12 protein-coding genes and 3 tRNA genes are annotated in these 19181 nt (G+C 58.2%); 4 read left to right on the forward strand and 11 right to left on the reverse strand.

Annotated elements, in window-relative coordinates; translation table 11 throughout:
* Positions 1-2: 2 nt before the first annotated feature.
* On the reverse strand, positions 3-1100 hold the full coding sequence (mltA, locus tag GNG26_RS17860; RefSeq protein ID WP_103822729.1) for a murein transglycosylase A: 1098 nt from the start codon (positions 1098-1100) through the stop codon (positions 3-5).
* A 207-nt stretch (positions 1101-1307) separates the two neighbouring features.
* Between mltA and GNG26_RS17865 the strand changes: the two genes are divergently transcribed.
* The 3 genes from GNG26_RS17865 to GNG26_RS17875 all read left to right on the forward strand — a co-directional run bounded on the left by GNG26_RS17865 (position 1308) and on the right by GNG26_RS17875 (position 1734).
* Positions 1308-1384 (forward strand) — tRNA-Met (locus GNG26_RS17865).
* A 43-nt stretch (positions 1385-1427) separates the two neighbouring features.
* Positions 1428-1504 (forward strand) — tRNA-Met (locus GNG26_RS17870).
* 153 nt (positions 1505-1657) lie between these two features.
* Positions 1658-1734, forward strand: a tRNA-Met gene (locus GNG26_RS17875).
* 103 nt (positions 1735-1837) lie between these two features.
* Here GNG26_RS17875 and amiC read toward each other — a convergent pair.
* Positions 1838-3091, reverse strand: a complete 1254-nt coding sequence (amiC, locus tag GNG26_RS17880; protein ID WP_103180955.1) for an N-acetylmuramoyl-L-alanine amidase AmiC — start codon at positions 3089-3091, stop codon at positions 1838-1840.
* A 229-nt stretch (positions 3092-3320) separates the two neighbouring features.
* On the opposite strand from amiC, the gene argA reads away from it, so the two are divergent.
* Complete coding sequence (gene argA / locus GNG26_RS17885; protein ID WP_103180956.1) at positions 3321-4652, forward strand: amino-acid N-acetyltransferase; 1332 nt, start codon at positions 3321-3323, stop codon at positions 4650-4652.
* 48 nt (positions 4653-4700) lie between these two features.
* Here the strand turns inward: argA and recD are convergent, their stop codons facing one another.
* The 9 genes from recD to thyA form a co-directional block, all read right to left on the reverse strand.
* Entirely contained in the window at positions 4701-6521 is a 1821-nt protein-coding gene (recD, locus tag GNG26_RS17890) for an exodeoxyribonuclease V subunit alpha (protein ID WP_156239693.1), read from the reverse strand.
* The gene (gene recB, locus GNG26_RS17895) at positions 6518-10063 is read right to left on the reverse strand and encodes an exodeoxyribonuclease V subunit beta (RefSeq protein WP_156239694.1); all 3546 of its coding nucleotides are present in this window, start codon (positions 10061-10063) and stop codon (positions 6518-6520) included. Before recB ends, recD begins: the two co-directional genes overlap by 4 nt.
* Entirely contained in the window at positions 10060-12942 is a 2883-nt protein-coding gene (gene ptrA / locus GNG26_RS17900) for a pitrilysin (protein ID WP_156239695.1), read from the reverse strand. Before ptrA ends, recB begins: the two co-directional genes overlap by 4 nt.
* 141 nt (positions 12943-13083) lie before the next feature.
* On the reverse strand, positions 13084-16458 hold the full coding sequence (recC, locus tag GNG26_RS17905) for an exodeoxyribonuclease V subunit gamma (protein ID WP_156239696.1): 3375 nt from the start codon (positions 16456-16458) through the stop codon (positions 13084-13086).
* A gap of 11 nt (positions 16459-16469) precedes the next feature.
* Positions 16470-16793: a prepilin-type N-terminal cleavage/methylation domain-containing protein gene (locus GNG26_RS17910; protein ID WP_114316883.1), complete on the reverse strand. Its 324-nt coding sequence runs from the start codon at positions 16791-16793 to the stop codon at positions 16470-16472.
* Positions 16778-17182 carry a DUF2509 family protein gene (locus tag GNG26_RS17915; RefSeq protein WP_156239697.1) on the reverse strand — a complete coding sequence of 135 codons (405 nt, stop codon included), beginning with the start codon at positions 17180-17182 and terminating at the stop codon, positions 16778-16780. Before GNG26_RS17915 ends, GNG26_RS17910 begins: the two co-directional genes overlap by 16 nt.
* Positions 17179-17742 carry a prepilin peptidase-dependent protein gene (locus GNG26_RS17920; protein WP_114385831.1) on the reverse strand — a complete coding sequence of 188 codons (564 nt, stop codon included), beginning with the start codon at positions 17740-17742 and terminating at the stop codon, positions 17179-17181. The genes GNG26_RS17915 and GNG26_RS17920 overlap by 4 nt, the downstream gene beginning before the upstream one ends.
* Complete coding sequence (locus GNG26_RS17925) at positions 17733-18197, reverse strand: prepilin peptidase-dependent protein (RefSeq protein ID WP_156239698.1); 465 nt, start codon at positions 18195-18197, stop codon at positions 17733-17735. Before GNG26_RS17925 ends, GNG26_RS17920 begins: the two co-directional genes overlap by 10 nt.
* A 183-nt stretch (positions 18198-18380) precedes the next feature.
* Positions 18381-19175, reverse strand: a complete 795-nt coding sequence (gene thyA / locus GNG26_RS17930; protein WP_156239699.1) for a thymidylate synthase — start codon at positions 19173-19175, stop codon at positions 18381-18383.
* Positions 19176-19181: the final 6 nt, after the last annotated feature.

Raw genomic sequence — 19181 nt, forward strand, 5'->3', positions numbered from 1 at the left:
ACTCAGCCGCTAAAGACGTTGCCCGTACTTGCGGCGGTTTTCAGCACCCACACGCGGCCGTAATGGTTATACCAGCCCGCGCGGTGGCCGGCATCGGCGCCAATGCCCTGATAGATATCAAAGTGCTGGCCTTTAATCGCGCCACCCACGTCCAGCGCCACCATCAGACGCAGCTCGTACTGGCCGCTGAATTTGCCTTCGTTATTCAACAGCGGGACTTCGGCCAGCAGCGTGGTTCCCGGCGGGATCACTGTCTTGTCAGAGGCGACCGACGCGCGGCCAATCAGCGGCACCGCGCTGGCGCCTTTCACCGGGGCAAAGTTTTGCGGTTTGAAGAAGACAAACGACGGGTTCTGCTCAAGCAGCTCACGCACTTCATATTCGCTGTGCTTCTCGCCCCACTCGCGGATCGCCTGCATCGACATATCTTCGCGTTTCACTTCTCCGCGATCGATCAGCACTTTACCGATACTGCGGTAGGCATGGCCGTTTTTACCCGCATAGCTGAAGAAGTTAAGCGGGCTGCCGTCGCCAAAATCGATATAGCCGCTGCCCTGCACATCCATGATGAAGTTATCCATCAGCGAGTTGCTGTAAGCGAGAACATAGTTGTCGCTCAGCGCGCCCGAGTAGATTTCGGCGCGGGACGGCAGGCGGCCACGTTTTGGCGGCATGCGGTAGATAGGGTATTTGAACTCACCCTGCGCGGTATGGCGGGCCTGTACCACCGGGGTGTAGTAGCCGGTAAACTGGACGTTACCGTAGTTATCGGTGCCTTCCATCTGCCAGGCATCAATGCCGAACTGGCGCATGGTGCGGGTATCGCCCCCGGCGCGTAACCAGTCCTGCACGGCGTTATAGACGGCGTTCTGCGAGCTATACAGCCGCGGCGATGCGGTACGGATCTGGCTCACCTGCTCGGCGAAATCCCCGCCATTAATGGGCGCGCCCACGGCGTCCGGCTGGTTTACTAAAGAGAAAGGCTGGGTCAGTTTCCCGTCTTTATATTGCTGACCGCGATCGGTCGGTTTGGAGGAACAGGCGGCGAGGATTGCTACCAGTGCGCCTGTCATCAGATACTTCGCCCAACGTCCTTTCATATATCCCATCTTCAAGTTGCCCCATTCTGCGCAACGAAGATAACAAACCGGCAAAGGTATTGAAATGCGATTGCCTTCCCTTAGGTAAATTTTGCGCAAAAAATATTCAAATCGACGACAGAGCGGACAAATCAACGTCTAATTTGGTGATTTTTACGAAAAAGGGTTGCATCAAAAAGTCAGCAGAGTATAGTGCGCATCCACGGACGCGGGGTGGAGCAGCCTGGTAGCTCGTCGGGCTCATAACCCGAAGGTCGTCGGTTCAAATCCGGCCCCCGCAACCAATTAAAATTTGATGAAGTATCTTCTGCAAAGCAGAAAGACGGACGCGGGGTGGAGCAGCCTGGTAGCTCGTCGGGCTCATAACCCGAAGGTCGTCGGTTCAAATCCGGCCCCCGCAACCAATCAAATTTAAAGAAGTAAGTTTATATAAAGCAGTTCGAATCACAGGAAGGCGGCGACGCAGTGAATCCTTAGGAGCTTACTCCAGTAAGTGACTGAGGTGAACGAGGAAAGCCAACGCACATGTGGTTTGAAATGCGAAGTATAAAGACGGACGCGGGGTGGAGCAGCCTGGTAGCTCGTCGGGCTCATAACCCGAAGGTCGTCGGTTCAAATCCGGCCCCCGCAACCAACACTTCTAAAAACAATAAACACCCTTCCGGGTGTTTTTTTGTTTTTGTCGTCAGCCCACCCGTAGGCCCGCGCAAGCGCAGCGCCGCCGGGCAGTGTTGATCTTATCCGCGTCTCGCCAGCGTCGCCCCGTCAGAGAAATAGGCCTTAATCCCCGCCAGTATCGACTCCGCCACTTCCTGTTGGAACTTGGCCGTTTTGAGTTTGCGCTCCTCTTCCACGTTACTGATAAACGCGGTTTCCACCAGAATCGACGGGATGTCCGGCGCTTTTAACACCGCAAATCCGGCCTGCTCGACGCTATTCTTATGCAGCTTGTTCACATGCCCGAGCCTGCCCAGCACCGCTTTACCAAACTTCAGGCTGTCGGTGATGGTCAGCGACTGGACCATATCGAACATGGTGTGGTCGACGTAGCGATCGCCGCTCCGCCCTACCCCACCGATAAGGTCGGAGGCGTTCTGGGTATCGGCAAGATAGCGTGCTGCGGTACTGGTCGCCCCTTTGGTGGAGAGAGCAAACACTGATGACCCGCTGGGCTGACGGCTGGTAAAGGCGTCCGCATGGATAGAGATGAAGAGATCCGCACGCTGCTTTTGCGCTTTGGCCACACGCACCTTCAGCGGAATAAAGACATCTTCGTTGCGCGTCATGTAGGCGCGCATGTTGCCTTCTCTGTCGATCATCGCCTTCAGGCGACGGGCGATTTGCAGCACCACATCTTTTTCCCGGGTCCGGTATTTGCCTACCGCGCCGGAGTCCTCGCCGCCGTGCCCCGGATCGAGCATGATCACAATCGGGCGATCGCGACCCGCTTTGCCGGGCTGCGGGCCGCTTTGCGCAGGCGGTACCTGTTTTTCCAGATCGCCTTTGTTGTAATCCTCCAGCAGGGCCAGCAGCGGATCCTGAATATCGGTCGCGTTGGCAGGATAGAGGTCCATAACCAGACGCTCTTTAAAACCGGCCACCGGCGCGAGAGCAAACAGCTGCGGTTTGACGTTCTGCTTGAGCTCAAACACCATGCGCACGGTTTTCGGATCAAACTGCCCTACCCGCGCGGATTTGATAAAGGGATCGTCGCCGCGGATCTGGGCGCTCATTCCTTTCAGCACCGAGTTAAGATTTACGCCTTCGATATCCACCACCACCCGCTCCGGGTTGCTCAACGCGAATTGCTTATAGTTCAGCACCCGGTTTGACTCGACCGTCACGCGCGTATAGGTCGAAGACGGCCAGACGCGCACCGCAACAACCTGACTGACGGCGGCAAACCCGACCTGACTAACGCTAAGCAACCACATTGCCCCAGCCCCTTGTAACAGGCGACGGCGACTTAATGCTTTACTGGATCCCGACATGCTTCTCCCGAGCAAAGATATCGAATAACTTTTCATAACGTCCAAATTGACCGAAAACTTTAACGAATGATGCATAACCTGTCATCCCTAAAAGGGTAAACAATCCTGCGTTAACGATAACTTAACTGAATCTTTTCTTTGCTTCGCAGAAAAGTTTGGCTTGCGCACAGCGCGATATTCGAATAAAAATACAAAAATCACGAATAAACATTCATTGAGGGGTTGTGCCGTGGTGAAGGAACGTAGAATCGAACTGGTCCAGGGATTCCGCCATTCTGTTCCCTATATCAACGCCCACCGGGGAAAGACGTTTGTCGTCATGCTGGGTGGTGAAGCCATTGAGCATGAGAATTTCTCCAGCATTGTCAATGACATCGGCCTGCTGCATAGCCTGGGTATTCGCCTGGTCGTCGTGTATGGCGCTCGCCCGCAGATTGAGGCGAATCTGGCCGCGCATCATCACGAGCCGATCTACCACAAACATACCCGCGTCACCGACGCTAAAACGCTGGAGCTGGTTAAGCAGGCCGCCGGTCTGCTGCAACTGGACATCACCGCGCGTCTGTCGATGAGCCTTAACAACACCCCGCTGCAAGGGGCACATATTAACGTGGTCAGCGGTAATTTTATTATCGCCCAGCCGCTCGGCGTGGATGATGGCGTGGATTACTGCCACAGCGGACGTATTCGTCGTATTGATGAAGAGGCGATCCATCGTCAGCTCGACGGCGGCGCGATTGTGCTGACCGGCCCGGTTGCCGTCTCTGTTACGGGCGAAAGTTTCAATCTCACCTCTGAAGAGATTGCCACCCAGCTGGCGATCAAGCTGAAAGCAGAAAAAATGATCGGCTTCTGCTCCTCGCAGGGGGTGATGAACGAGCTCGGGAATATTGTCTCTGAGTTGTTCCCTAACGAGGCTCAGGCGCGCGTCGATGCCCTTGAGGCGCAGGGGGACTACTACTCCGGTACCGTGCGTTTTCTGCGGGGCGCAATCAAAGCCTGCCGCAGCGGCGTGCGTCGCAGCCACCTGATCAGCTATCAGGAAGATGGCGCCCTGCTGCAGGAGCTCTTCTCCCGCGACGGTATCGGGACGCAGATTGTGATGGAGAGCGCCGAGCAGATCCGTCGCGCCACCATCAACGACATCGGCGGCATTCTGGAACTCATCCGCCCGCTGGAGCAGCAGGGGATCCTGGTGCGCCGCTCCCGCGAACAGCTGGAGATGGAGATCGACAAGTTCACCATTATTCAGCGCGATAACCTCACCATCGCCTGTGCGGCGCTCTACCCCTTCCCGGAAGAGAAGATCGGTGAAATGGCCTGCGTGGCGGTGCATCCGGATTACCGCAGCTCATCGCGCGGCGAAGTGTTGCTGGAGCGCATCGCCCTCCAGGCGCGGCAGATGGGGCTGAGCAAGCTGTTTGTGCTGACGACCCGCAGTATTCACTGGTTCCAGGAGCGGGGTTTCACGCCGGTGGACATTGATTCCCTGCCGGAAACCAAGAAAGAGATGTACAACTATCAGCGCCGTTCAAAAGTGCTGATGGCGGACCTGGGATAACGGTCATCACCCACAGGCCGGGCAAGCGCTGCCCGGCTTTTCACTCGCTTATAAGGCTTCAAAGATCGCACTCAGCCCGCTGCGTCGCTCTGTACGGGTGGTGACAGCCTGCGTCAGTACCCCTTCATCCGCATACAACGACAACCGCCGACGGGCGCGGGTAATGGCGGTATAGACCAGCTCGCGGGTCACGACGGGCGACATCTGGTTAGGTAAAATCAGCGCCGCGTGATCGAACTCAGAGCCCTGGGATTTATGCACCGTCATGGCCCAGGCGGTTTCATGCTCCGGCAGACGGCTGGGCTGCACGGACTTCATACTGCCATCCGGCATCTGGAACCAGACCCGCAATCCCTGCCCACGATCCAGCGCAATCCCGATATCGCCGTTAAACAGGCCCAGCGCGCTGTCGTTGCGTGAAATCATCACCGGCCTGCCTTCATACCAGCGTGAATGGGGTTGACGGCCAATACGGCGTTTTTGCGCCAGCACCTGCTCAAGCCTTTCGTTAAGCCCGGCGACGCCGAAGGGGCCATCCCGTAAGGCGCAAAGCAGCTGGTAGCGGCCAAATGCCGCCAGGATCTCCGCTTCGGAGGCCTGCTGCTGCACGCTGTCGAGAAAATGTTGATACCCCTGCAGGGCATCTTCCAGCATCGCCAGATACTCTTCCCCGCTCTGGAGCTGCTTTTTCTCAATATCACTGAATTTGCCATCAAATACCGAGCGGATAGCGTGGCGATCGCCCCGGTTGACCGCGGCCGCCAATTGCCCGATGCCAGAATCGCTACCAAAACGGTAGCTTTTTTGCAGCAGGCACAGGCTGTCGCGTAGCGCACCCGCGACCGGGCTGACGTTGCCCTGCATCTCGCATCCCGTCATGCTGGCAAGCTCCTGTGCGCGCCGGACCGTAAAGCCAGCGCTGGCCCAGGTACAGATATCACCCAGCACCGCGCCCGCTTCGACGGAGGCCAGCTGGTCGCGATCGCCGAGGAAGATCACCCGGGCATGAGGCGGCAGGGCGTCAATCAGACGCGACATCATCGTCAGGTCAATCATCGACGCCTCATCCACCACCAGCACATCCAGGTGCAGCGGATTACCTGCATGGTAACGCAGGCGCTGGCTGCCCGGCTGCGCGCCAAGCAAACGGTGCAGCGTGCTCGCTTCCGTCGGGAATCGCGCGCGCTGGGCCTCGGTCAGGGGCAGTTTTTGCAGCGCGCCGCCCAGCGATTCGGTAAGACGAGCGGCCGCTTTGCCGGTGGGTGCCGCCAGCCGGATCCGGCATTTCTCTTCTCCCGCCATCTGGATCAGCGCCGCCAGCAGGCGGGCAACGGTGGTCGTTTTGCCGGTCCCCGGTCCGCCGGAAATCACGGAAATACGCCGCGTTAACGCGACTGCCGCCGCCACCTTTTGCCAGTTGACGGCTTCGTCAGAGGTGAACAGCGCATTCAGCGTGCGCTGAACGTCGGCGCTGTCATGGGGCAAAGGCTGGTTGGCTTCGCTAAAGAAGCGGGCCACCGCCCGCTCATAGCGCCACATCCGGTTGAGGTAGAGCCGCTCGCCGGTGAGCACCAGCGGCGTCGGTTCATCCCCTGCGCTCACCGCGCGGGAGCGCAGCAGCGTAGCGGTCCAGTCCGGCTCCTGGTCAAACAGCGCAAAACAGGCCTGCAGCGCGGCGCTTTTCGCCTCGGCACGCAGCCGGGACAACGGCAGGCAAACGTGCCCTTCTCCCGCATCACGGCTTAAGATCGCCGCCGCTAGCATCACCGCCGGTTCGTCGTTCCCTGCTACCATCATCGCAAACTGTACATCCAGACGACGCAGCACGCGCTGCTCTACGGCTTCCAGCAAGTGTTCCTGCATCGTCATTGTGTTAGCTCCTCGTTGCTGGCGGAAAACAGGCTATCCATTTGTTCGATTAACGCTTCATCTGGACGGGTGGCAAAGCAACCGGCGCCCGGCGAGCTGCCATCCACGCCACGTAAAAACAGGTAGATCACTCCGCCGAAATGGTGTTGATAGTCATAGTCGGCAATACGGTGACGTAAATATCGGTGCAGCGCCAGGGTGTAGAGCTGGTACTGCAGATCGTAGCGGTGCGACTGCATCGCCCGGGCCATGGCCTGCGGGGTATAAGCCTCGCTGTTTTCACCCAGCCAGTTGGATTTATAGTCCAGCAGGTAATAGCGGCCATTATGGCGGAAGACCAGGTCGATAAAGCCTTTCAGCATGCCGCGCACCTGACGAAAATCGAGCGGCGGGCAGCCCCGGGAGAGCGGATCGTACTCGCGGATCAACGCATCCAGCGCCCCGGCGGTGAGCGGCCCGGCGATGGGCAGATAAAACTCCATCTCAACCTGTTTATCAGCGGCTGTCAGCTGGCTCAGTGAGATCCCCTCCTCATTGACCGGAGTCTCCAGCACCTGCGCGATCCAGCGGGTTAACACCGGCTCCCAGCGGGCATCGTACCCCCCTTTTTGCAGCATCTCCAGCACCCACTCCGGAGAGACGGGCTGCGTAAAATCGAGTGCTTCAAACAGGCTGTGTAAAAAGGTGCCCGGCGAGGCGCCGCGCGGAAACTGGTGCGGCGTCAGCTCTGGCTCCTGCGGCACTTCACCGGTGCCTGCGGCATCAACATCGAGGCGTGGCATCAGATCCTGGGCGATACTGTGCCCGTGCTGCTGAAGCCCGGAATAGCTGGTGACCCGCCAGTCGTCATACAGCATGCGGGCCACCTGCCGCGCCTGCAGATCCGGTAACACCGGATCCGGCATATGCCAGCGGGCGGCGTCTGCCACACCGGCAACCTGCAATGCAATGTGCTCATTGCACAACGCCTCCAGACACTGGCGCAGACCGGCGGCATCTTTCGGCTCACCGCGCTGGATCAGGCGTCCAAGCGCGCTCAGGTGGAAGTCGCTGTCACCCGATTTTTCGCCACGCCGACGGAACAGCGGCGCCACGCCTAAGCTACAGTGCCACACCGAACGGGTCAGTGCCACATAGAGCAGGCGTAAATCTTCCGCCAGCCGTTCCGCCTCGGCCAGCTCCACGCTGTCGTCGGCCTTGCTGAGGTCAAGCACCGCTTCGAAGGTCTTACGATCGTGATAAAAGGCTTGATCCTGAACCCGGTAGTTGGCAATAAAGGGCAGCCAGACCAGCGGATACTCCAGCCCTTTCGATTTGTGAATGGTGACGATTTTAACCAGATGCTTGTCACTTTCGAGACGCATTTGCTGGCTTGAGGCGTTGCTGTTCGGCTCGGCAATGTGCTGCGCCAGCCAGCGCACGAGGGCATATTCACTCTCAAGCTGGGCCCCCGCCTCCTGCAACAGTTCGCTGATGTGCAGAATATCGGTCAGGCGGCGTTCCCCTCCGGCAGTTGCCAGCATATTTTCGGCGATGTTGCGCTGGGTCATGAGATCGCGCAGCATCGCCATTACGCCCCGCTTCTGCCAGCGCTCACGGTAGCGGGTAAACTCTTCTACCGCCTCATCCCAGAGTGTCTCACTGTTATTCAGCGTATCGATATCCTGGGCGTTAAGGCCGAGCATGGCGCTTGCCAGGGCGCTGCGCAGGGTACTTTCACGCTCCGGCGCCAGCACCGCCTGCAACAGCCAGAGCATCTCCTGGGCTTCCAGCGTTTCAAATACGCTGTCGCGGTTGGAGAGATAGACCGAAGGAATGCCAAGCAGGGTCAGCGCATCACGGATCAACGCCGCCTCCTGACGGCTGCGCACCAGCACCGTAATGTCTGACGCCTTCACCGGTTGGGCATCCTCGCCCCGGTGCAAAATGGCTTCGCCGCGTACGCCAGCGCTCAGCCAGTCGCGGATTTGCGCCGCGCAGTGCTGGGCCATAAAGGTCTGGTAATCTCCGACGCCACACCCTTCGCCCTCCATCAGCCAGATGCGCATCGCGGGCTGGAAATCGCCTTTATTCTCGAAACGCAGCGTGGCGTTTCTCGGGGCAGATTTGACCGGTAAGAAGGGGATCTCACGGAACATGAAGGCATCGTTCATCTGTGAAAAGAGCGTGTTCACGCTCTCCACCATGCCGGGGGCCGAGCGCCAGTTGGTATCCAGCGTATAGTGCGCGGCCACTTCGCCACGCGCTTTCATGTAGGTGAAAATATCCGCCCCACGGAAGGCGTAGATCGCCTGTTTCGGGTCGCCAATCAGCAGCAGAGCCGTATCCGGCTGCTGGCGCCAGATGCGGCGGAAAATCCGGTACTGCTGGGGATCGGTATCCTGAAATTCATCGATCATCGCCACCGGAAAACGGGTCCGAATGGCGGCAGCCAGCGCCTCGCCATTGTCGCTGTTGAGGGCATCATCGAGACGGCTGAGCATATCGTCGAAGCCCAGCTCACCGCGACGGCGCTTTTCCCGCGCCACCGCTTCGCGGATCTCTGACAGCGCACGGGTGATCATCAGATCGTTAAGGGTTAACGGCTCTGCCAGCAGGTTATCGATGGCGGAAAAGAGCGGGTGTTCCGGCACTTCGCCGCCCGCTTTCGTGCGCTCGGCAAGGAATGACTGGGAGAACTTTTCCAGCGCGTCAGGCAGCTGATAGCTGTGCTTCTCTTCCTGAGCCCAGGCCGTAACGCGCTCGATATATTTTGCCTGGTTGCCGCGGTTGAATTTACGCCGGTCGATGCCGGAGCGCTCAATCACCGCCTCGATTTCCGCCACGCTGTCAGACCACTGCTGTTTCATGGCGGCGATCAGGCCGACAATCTTCTCATGGCGTGAAGCCAGCGTTTCGTCCGCAGGCGGAGCAGATTTGATGACCGGGGCTTCCCCCTGCAGATAACGATCGATGGTCCGCAGTAGCTCGTCCGGGCCTTTCCAGAGATTATGTACCGCTTCGGCGATATCACGTGGCAGAGGGTAGCAATGGCGACGCCAGAAGTCGGCGCACGCCTGGTAGCGCAGCTGGGATTCATCTTCGATGAGTTGCTGCTCAAAAAGCATGCCTGATTCAAACGCATTCAGGCTGAGCATGCGCTGGCAGAAGCCGTGGATAGTAAACACGGCAGCCTCATCCATCTGCCGTTCCGCCAGCAGCAGCCACTGTGCCGCCTGCTGTTTATCGTCAATCTCATCCAGCAGGCTGGCATACAGCGGGTTATCTGTACTCTGTCGCAGGCAGGCGATGCGCAGCTCATGAATGTTGGCGCGGATACGTCCGCGCAGCTCTTCCGTCGCGGCTTCGGTGAAGGTTACCACCAGTAGCTCTTCCACGTTGAGCGGGCGGCTAAACGCCGCGCTGCCGCCCAGACCGAGCAGCAGTCGCAGATAGAGTGCAGCGATGGTGAAGGTTTTTCCGGTTCCCGCTGAGGCCTCTATCAGTCGCTCCCCCTGTAACGGTAAACGTAAGGGGTTAAGGGACTCAGCGGTATCGGTCATTCGTTCTTACTCCTGGGCAAAGATTGCTGCAATGCGCTCACGCTCTTCCATACCGTCCAGCCCGCCGGCGGGGTGACATCGGCTTTCTTACTCTGGCTACCGGAAACCTGTGACAGGATAGCCATCCCCTGCGGGGCGACCACGGCCTGGTGGAAGAAGTCGGCCACTTTCTGTGGCGTGAGCTGTTTTATCTCGGCCACTACTTTATCATGCGAATCGAAGCGCATATTACCCCGATCAAAATCTTTGCTGATTTTTGACGCTTCTTCAGCCAGCGTCTGCGGCGGCTGCATAATCTGGGCAATGACCGCCTGCTGAATCTGGGCAAACTCTTCCGGCTTCATCGAACGCAGCTTCGCTTCTGCCTGCGGGAAGAAGACCTGAAAACGCTGCCAGAGATAATCTGGCTGTTTATCACTGCTTTGCAGCAGGAAGCCCATCCCCCACTGGCGACCAACGTTCATCGAAAAGGCAAAGACGGCATAGCCCAGCTGCTCTTCGGTACGTAACTGGGTGTAGAACCAGGGCTGCACGATCTGTCCGAGTACAGCGCTGTATGCTGAACTGGCGTATTCGTCATAGCCGGTCGGGACAAAGACCGCTGCCAGAGCAGAATCCGTACTGCTGCCCGCTTTTTCGAAAATCACGTTCTGCTGTTTTTCGACCAGCACGTCCTGGTTACGACACCATTCGGTCCCCTTCGCACCCAGCTGAGTACGCACATCCTGCGCCAGGGTTTTCGCCTGATCTTCGCTCATGTTGCCCACCACCAGAAACTCCGGTCGGGCATTGGTTTTCAGCGCGGCACGGTAGGCCATCACCTCGTCCAGCGTGATGGACGGCAGCAGTTCCCGGCGCTCCTCGCGCTGGAAGTAGGGAACCTGCGAGAGCATCTGCACCGGCATAATAGCCTGATCGAAGGCTTTGCCCTTTTCTGCGGAATCCATCATCTGCGCGTACCAGGACTTAGCCTGCTCCAGCTGCTCCTCGGTGGCGGTGTAGCTGAAATAGCCTTCCAGCAGCGCTTTAAAGAGCTGTGGCAGACGCTGGGTGTAACCGTTGGCGTTGAGCATCAGGCCATTATTGGCGTTGGTCGAGAAACCGATCCCGCCTACTGCGGCCTGGTTGCTGAGCTGATCCAGCGCGATACCGGCCAGATAGTCATTCAGCGCAAACATCACCTGATTTTTAGCGGTATTCATCGCCGCAGGGTTACGCAGCACCATGCTGACGTTGGCTTTTGGCTCGCTGGCGAAGTAGCGGCTCGGGGTATAGACCACGCGCAGGTCAGGCTCATCCACAATCAGCTGCGGCTGTGGATAATCTTTAGTCGGTTTGATGAGGGTAAAGTCGTCCGGGATGTAAGGGTTCACCTCCGGCAGCTTAAGGGCGATCCCGGCGGATCTCTTCTGCCAGTCGGCAAAAGTTTGCTCGCTGATTTTGTCCACCTGATATTCGGCGTTCACAAAGTAAGCGGTCTTGTTATGCGGCTCGTTCGGGCTGATATACCAGATACGGGCATTCTGCGGCGTCATCATCGCCAGTCGGGCTTTGACGGCGTCAGCATCGTATTGATCGGCGATATTGACCGCATCCAGCGTATGCTCAACCGGCACGCGGATCATGGTATCGGCCAGCCACTCGACGTAGTCCATATCGCGGGTAATGGAAGGATAACGGAAGTCGAGATCCAGCACGTGCGCCAGCTCATCAAAGTAGCGTTTATCCACCCCTTTTTCACGCAGCAGCGAAAGGTAGCTGAAAATCGCGGCGACAACGTCATCGCGATGGGCCAGACCTTTATCGGTTAAGGTGGCGGAGATCGCCAGCACGCCGCTGTTGCCGTTAACGACGGGATCGGAGTCGGCGCGAATACCTTCCACCAGCCCCTGCTTTTGCAGCCAGTCGGAGAGGGTGTCCGGGCTACGGTTGCCAATCAGGTAGTTAACCAGCTCGTCGGTTTTACTGCGAAACTGCGGCGTATTGTTATCAATACGGAACTCCACGCGCAGCACCTTGCGGGGCATCGCGGGAACATAGTGAATGATCAGGCCTTTCTGCGCGTCGGTGACCACCGGCACGGTGATTTCCGGGCGGGTGATATTTTTATTCGGCACCCGGCCATAGGTCTGGGCAGCCAGCTGCGCCAGTTCCGGCAGCGGCTTATTGCTGTAGACCACGGCCTTCATCAAGTTAGCGGAGTAGTATTTGTCGCGAAACGCGTGCAGCGCATCAAGCACCGGGCTACCCGGCTTGTCGCTCAGCGTCTCAAGATTTCCGCCGGAGAAGCGCGATCCAGGGTGCGCGGGGTTGATGGTTTCGGCGCTGACCTGCGCCATGCGCATCCCGTCCCGGGTACGCGCCAGCGTCAGCTCCGCATTCACGGCGTTGCGCTCACGATCGGCATATTTTTTATCCAGCAGCGGGGCAGCAATGGCATCCGCCAGACGATCGACGGCACCTTCCAGCGCATCGTTTTCCACTTCAAGATAAAAAGCCGTACGGTACGGCGCGGTGCTGGCGTTATGGCTGCCACCGTGCATTTTCAAGAATTCGGCCAGGCTGTCAGGCTGCGGGTAGTTCTTTGAGCCCATCAGGGTCATATGTTCAAGATAGTGCGCGAGCCCTGGATGGGATTCAGGATCTTCCAGCGAGCCCACCGGCACCACCAGCGCCGACAGTGACTTTACGGCCTGAGGATCGGAAACCAGCAGCACGACCATCCCGTTATCAAGGCGGATCGCCTGATATTCACGGGTATCTTTATCACTTTTGCGGATCGTTTCCTGAACGGGTTGCCAACCGGTATTTGCCTGACTGAGGGGGGCCCAAAGAGCGACGAACAAAACTAACGTTTTCAACAAGGTGCTGCCTGGCATTCACTACCTCTTCATCACGGACATCATCATTAACAAGCTTCGTGCCGGACACGCCAGCATCTCTTTGTTTTGGTACATCAGTCCATGACAAGTTGCGCATCATAAATGAATGCCCAAATCCGTGCAATTTTTATACAGGCGTCAGGACTGATTAAATTTATACAGCGGTAACAGGTAGCGTCGGGCCTCGTTGGTGATGGCCTCGAAGTACTCAGGTTCAAGGGTTCGCCACAGACGTTGATACCAGACGTCGTCACCTTCCCCGCGGACGATCATGTTGCCTTCGTAGGCCTGCAAAAATTTGCTGCGCGCTTTTTGCAGGGTCGCCTCATCCGTTAACATGGCATCATTTGTGGCGTCATAACAGGTTTTAATCCATGCCCCCCCACTTTCTGGCAGCAGTAGCAGCGGCGTGTTCATCCCCTGCTGGTAACCCTCAACCAGCTGCGACAGATAGTTCATGGCCTGTTCAGCAGAGAGCGCCGGGAAGCGCCATTCACCCTCTTTGCGGACAAATAACCGGCTCTCACCTTCGCCACCGCTCGCACAGTAGACAAGGTGTTCCAGCCAAAGTTGCAAACCTTGCGAAACGCTGAGCATTGACGGTCGCCAGCGCAACAGCCCGTCGGGCTGCACGTGCTGTAGCCATCCCGTCAGATTCACACCGTTGCAATTGAGATCGATCTCCATGCTCGTACCCGGCTGACGGCACTCAATCACCCGACCAGCCAGGGCCTGCATTTCCTGACACTGAGCCTCCCAGACGATCTCGCCGAAGGCGCCATAGGGCAGTTGACCTGCCGCGCGATATTGACGGAACAGCTTCTGCGCATCTTCCTGCTCCACCAGCGCATTCAGCAATTGCTGATTGAGCTGGTAGCGGCTTAAGCCATCCAGCGTAAACGGCTCGGCATCCGGGATCTCGCTCTCTTCGGAGCGGAAGTTAACCTGCAACCGCATCTGGAAAAACGCCCGCACCGGGTGCGCCCAGAAGCGCTGAAGCTGTTCAAAGGGAACGGTATCAAGCGCTAACGGCTTCAGCGTCTGGATAAAGTCGCCATGGGCTACGCCCTCCCGTTTCGCGGCGGGCAGCCATTCCCGGGCATAGCTCTGCTGCTCGTTAGCTTTGTAGTTCTCCGCATCAAACGGCATACGGCTGTGACAACAGGTGATATGCGCTTTTACGCGCTTTTCGCTCTCATCACAGTTGAGCGCCTCATCTCCCGGCAGGTAGTGGCTTTGCCCGATGTAGTCCACCAGTTCCTGCACCAGCACGGAGGGGAACCGTTCGCTGTTATCCTGGATAGAGCGGCCGATATAGCTGATATAGAGCTGCTGTTGCGCGGAGATCAGCGCCTCAAGGAACAGATAGCGGTCATCATCGCGACGACTGCGGTCGCCGCGCTGCGCATTCTGACTCATTAAATCAAAGCCCAGCGGCGCCAGCGCGCGCGGGTAAATACCGTCGTTCATGCCCAGCAGGCAGACGACCTTAAACGGAATGGAGCGCATCGGCATCAGGGTGCAGATGTTTACCGGCCCGGCGAGAAAACGCTGGCTGATACGCTCCTGGTCGAGACGCAGGGTTAACTCATCCCGCAACAACGACAGGGGGATCGCTTCACCATAGTGCGAGGAGATCCCTTCATCGATGATCGCCTGCCACTGCTGCTCGATTAACGCCATCGCCGCTTCGGTTTCCTGATCCGGCAGGAAGAAATCATTGAGCATCTCGCGACATACCGGCATCCACTCGTCGAGCGGGCGGGCTTTCATCAGCTCCCGACGCCAGCGGTTAAGCTGCATCAGCAGTGACGCCAGATGCCCGACCAACTCGGCAATTAAGCCGCTGGACTCATCATAAGGCAGCACGGCATTCCACTCCCCCTGGCTACTCTCCATGGCGTACCCGAGCAGCATACGCGTCAGGCCAAACTGCCAGGTGTGCTGGCCGGTGACGGGCAACTCAAACTCCTGCACGTTGTCATCGTCCATGCCCCAGCGCACGCCCGACTCGTTAACCCACTGGCGCAGGTAGCGCAGCGCCTCCTCGTCAATATCAAAACGAGCCGCCAGGACCGGGACATCCAGCAGGGCCAGCACATCTTCCGGGACGAAGCGGCTGTCCGGCAGGGAGAGCAGGCTGACAAACGCCTGCAGGGCCGGGTGCGATTGACGCGCACGACGGTCTGATATCGCAAATGGCAGGTAGCGGTCGCCCGTCGCACTCCCAAAAACGGCCTGGATATAGGGGCTGTAGCTGTCGATATCCGCCACCATTACCACGATATCGCGCGGCGTCAGCTGCGGATCCTCCTCCAGCATCGCCAGCAGTTTGTCGTGCAACACCTCCACTTCTCGCTGCGGACTATGGCACAGGTGAACAGTCACGCTGCGATCGTCAGGATCGAGCCGGCGTTTGCTGTCACTGCGGGCAAACTCCGTAGCGGTGATGCCTGTTACCGCGCGGTTATCCAGCTCCAGAATGTCACGCTGTATGTTATGCAGCAAACTGTCCGGGGTGATATCCGCAAAGGCGTCGACATCCCCTTCCCCGGAGGCGGTCAGCTCCGAGAGCATATAGATATAGTCGCGCCCCAGCTTGCCCCAGGAGGCGAGCAGCGGATTCGGCAAGTGCTGGATCCCCTGTTCGTCAAAGAGTTCAGAGGCCGTCTCGCTGTCTTTAAACAGCGGTACCGTGCCGTCGTCAAACAGGCGACGACGCTGGCGCGTCACCATGCGGGCCAGCCAGCGGGCATCCTGAATATCTCCCCAGTAATGGCGGCAGGGGTTGGTGAAGAGAATATGAATGTCGATATGCCTGCCCAGGGCATTCAGCGCTTTCAGGTAGACCGGCGGCAGTGCGGATATTCCGCAGATAAAGATCCGGGACGGCAAACCGGCAGGCGTCTCAGAGGCGGACTCCAGGGTCGCGATAAAACGCTCATATAAATTTGCGCGGTGCCACTGCGGCTGGCCCAGCGCCTCAGTATGGGCGACTAACGCTTTCCACAGCGGCGCCTGCCAGATTTGCGCCTGGTCAAGACCGTCGACAAGCTCGCCCGCCTCCCAGCGCGTTAACCACTCCGGCCGATAGACCAGATACTGGTCGTAGAGATCCGCCGTACGCGACGCCAGCTGGAACAGCTTCCGTTTATCGGTATCGTCGTTCAGGTAGTGGCGCAGCATGACAAACTCATCATGGGTCAGCATCTCAGGCAGCAGCGACATCAGCTTCCAGCTCATGCTCTGTTTGCTGAATGCGCTCTGTTTTGGGATCTCCGGCAGTACGCGGACGAACATATCCCAGATAAAACTGGCCGGCAGCGGGAAATCAATATTGGCGGCGATACCAAACTTCTGTGAAAGGGACATCTGTAACCACTGCGCCATACCGGTGCTCTGAACCATGATCATCTCTGGTTCAAAGGGATCGTCGAGCCGCTGCTGCTCGACAATAAATTCCATCAGTGCTTCCAGCACATCAAGACGGTTTGAGTGGTAGACCCTTAACATTGCTGCTCCAACTACTGGCTAACCGGGCAGTGCAGGCGTGTCATTTGACCCTGCCGACCCAGAGGAGAAATAAGTTTGACCGAGATGCTGACACATCCAGCCTGTGTTGTCTGCATCCTGTTTACCTGCCAGCCGCCAGGCGCATCCCCGGCGCTCAGCTGGGACAGTGTCTGAGCATGACGCCAGAGCTGGCGATACTGCTCAAGCGTGACAAACCGACTGGCTAAAACACGATGGTAACCCGCCAGCGCGGTGACGACCATGACCATCAGCACCATTGCCAGCAGGACCTCCACGATGCTGAACCCTTTCTGTCTGGCTATTGTGGCTGACATAACGCCCTCTCCTTCAGGGGACAAAAATCGCTCCAGCCGTGGGGCAAAAAATGTACGCCGTCTGTCTTTACCTCGCCCAGACGCCACAACGTGATGCTGTCACTGCTGGCGATAAGCAGTGCGCGCCCCCCGGTCAGACGTAAACAGACTCGCCAGGGCTGCAGAGGATGCTGCTGGCACGCGTAGTCCACCTGCGTTTGCCAGTCGAGCGTTCTTCCCCACTCCAGCGCTGACTGGGCGGCAGCCTGATGCTGTATCGTCTGGCGTTCTGCACTGACGATACGCAGCAGCGCGTCAAGCTGCTGGTTAAGTCCCGCCAGCATCAGGCTACCCAGAATTAACAGCAGGAGCACCAGCGCCAGCGATGACATTCCCCGCTCGCGGCTCATAAATTAAACCCGGTAACGATGTGGCGCACCTCAACGCCGTCGTCATGCTCTCCGTTGACGGCGGCCGCCAGCATCAGACTCAGCTCCGGGGCAAAGCCTGCGCGGGCAATGCGCTGCACCTGAAAACGCAGGACCGTGATCCGGTCGGGATCGGTTATTCTCTCCCACCCCTTACCTTCACACTGTGTCGCGCCGCGCACTGTTTCCAGCGCACCGCCGTTCAGGCGAAACCCGGTCTGTTCCGCCGCGGCAGGCGGGGAGGTTTCCCAGCGGCCGCTGCTGTTTTCGTCCCACTGCACAATGACACATTCACCACCCTGCCCCACTTTTAACGCCTCGCCAGTGCACTCGCCCGCGCAATACCCCGCCCGCTGCAGATGTTTACCGATAGTGGTTATGCGTAGCCAAAGCTCTTCTTCAAGCTCCTGCTGTTTCGTGAGCCGCGTGACTGACTGCTGTAGCGCGGGCAAAAACCGCGCTGCGCTTAACAGCAGCACGCTGCTTATTGCCATCGCGATCAGCACTTCCGTGAGGGAAAATCCCCGCTGCTTTACCGGCATGCGAACGCTCCCTTGCCGTTGCACATCCGAATACGTCCCCATGAGGAGATGAGAATAAGCCACTCGCCGGCCTGGCTTTGCAGACGCACCCTTCCGGCCCAGGCGGTATCCCGCAAACCGTAAAATCCCAACCCCGGCGTTAACTCGGTAAGGCTGATATCCGCCCACTGTGGGATTAGCACAAAGGCGTTGTCCGCCTCACACGCAGGAATCCCCGTCTTTAACAGGCACCACCGCGTGCCGTCCTGTTTGAGTGTGACGATATGGTCGCGGTTATTTCGCCAGGCATCATTGCGTAGCACCACCAGAAAATCACGCACCTGACGCGCCGTCTGCCATAGCTGCTGTTGCTGCAGCCAGGATCGCCAGCCGTACAGCCCCGCAGCGCTCAGCGTCATGATGAGCGAGAGGGCGATCAGCATTTCCATGAGGGTAAACCCCTTTTCCTTTTTCATGGCGGCAGTGTGCCGGGGGGAAAGAAACAGGTCGAGGCGACATTAAGCGAATTACGAGGCGCTTTCCGCACTTTATGAGGGATTGCAGCCCGTTACAATCCTCGCGGAAGCAGGCTCGCAAAAGACAACGACAGGCGTAAAAAAACCGGCGCAGAGTGCGCCGGTTGTGTCAGGATTGCAGCATCAGACCGCTACAGGCGCTTTGATCCCCGGATGCGGGTCGTAGCCTTCGATTTCGAAATCTTCAAAGCGATAGTCGAAAATGGAGTCCGGCTTACGTTTGATAATCAGCTTCGGCAGCGCGCGCGGCTCGCGGGTCAGCTGCAGATGGGTCTGCTCCATATGGTTGCTGTAGAGGTGGGTATCCCCCCCGGTCCAGACAAAATCACCCACGTCCAGGTCGCACTGCTGGGCCATCATATGCACCAGCAGCGCATAGCTGGCGATGTTGAACGGCAGGCCGAGGAAGACATCGCAGGAGCGCTGGTAGAGCTGGCAGGAGAGCTTGCCATCCGCCACGTAGAACTGGAAAAACGCATGGCACGGAGCCAGGGCCATCTTGTCCATTTCGCCCACGTTCCAGGCCGACACAATGATACGGCGTGAATCGGGATCGTTTTTCAGCTGGTTCATCACGGTGGTGATCTGGTCAATGTGGCGGCCATCCGGCGTCGGCCAGGCGCGCCACTGCTTGCCGTATACCGGGCCCAGGTCGCCGTTCTCGTCTGCCCATTCGTCCCAGATAGAGACATTGTTCTCGCGCAGATAAGCGATGTTGGTGTCGCCCTGCAGGAACCAGAGCAGCTCGTGAATAATTGAGCGTAAGTGGCAGCGCTTGGTTGTGACCAGCGGAAAGCCTTCCTGCAGGTTGAAGCGCATCTGGTGCCCAAAAATGGAGAGGGTGCCGGTACCGGTACGATCGTTTTTTGGCGTGCCCTCATCGAGCACTTTTTGCATCAGTTCAAGATACTGTTTCATGATTCC

The sequence above is a fragment of the Leclercia sp. J807 genome, assembly GCF_009734465.1.
Taxonomy (GTDB): Bacteria; Pseudomonadota; Gammaproteobacteria; order Enterobacterales; family Enterobacteriaceae; genus Enterobacter.

Excerpts from the sequence above, each read along its gene's own strand:
- ptrA (WP_156239695.1), bottom strand. The coding sequence starts at position 12,942 with ATGCCAGGCAGCACCTTGTTGAAAACGTTAGTTTTGTTCGTCGCTCTT.
- GNG26_RS17910 (WP_114316883.1), bottom strand. The coding sequence starts at position 16,793 with ATGTCAGCCACAATAGCCAGACAGAAAGGGTTCAGCATCGTGGAGGTC.
- GNG26_RS17920 (WP_114385831.1), bottom strand. The coding sequence starts at position 17,742 with ATGCCGGTAAAGCAGCGGGGATTTTCCCTCACGGAAGTGCTGATCGCG.
- mltA (WP_103822729.1), bottom strand. The coding sequence starts at position 1,100 with ATGAAAGGACGTTGGGCGAAGTATCTGATGACAGGCGCACTGGTAGCA.
- thyA (WP_156239699.1), bottom strand. The coding sequence starts at position 19,175 with ATGAAACAGTATCTTGAACTGATGCAAAAAGTGCTCGATGAGGGCACG.
- GNG26_RS17915 (WP_156239697.1), bottom strand. The coding sequence starts at position 17,182 with ATGAGCCGCGAGCGGGGAATGTCATCGCTGGCGCTGGTGCTCCTGCTG.
- amiC (WP_103180955.1), bottom strand. The coding sequence starts at position 3,091 with ATGTCGGGATCCAGTAAAGCATTAAGTCGCCGTCGCCTGTTACAAGGG.
- recD (WP_156239693.1), bottom strand. The coding sequence starts at position 6,521 with ATGACGATGCAGGAACACTTGCTGGAAGCCGTAGAGCAGCGCGTGCTG.
- recB (WP_156239694.1), bottom strand. The coding sequence starts at position 10,063 with ATGACCGATACCGCTGAGTCCCTTAACCCCTTACGTTTACCGTTACAG.
- GNG26_RS17925 (WP_156239698.1), bottom strand. The coding sequence starts at position 18,197 with ATGAAAAAGGAAAAGGGGTTTACCCTCATGGAAATGCTGATCGCCCTC.
- recC (WP_156239696.1), bottom strand. The coding sequence starts at position 16,458 with ATGTTAAGGGTCTACCACTCAAACCGTCTTGATGTGCTGGAAGCACTG.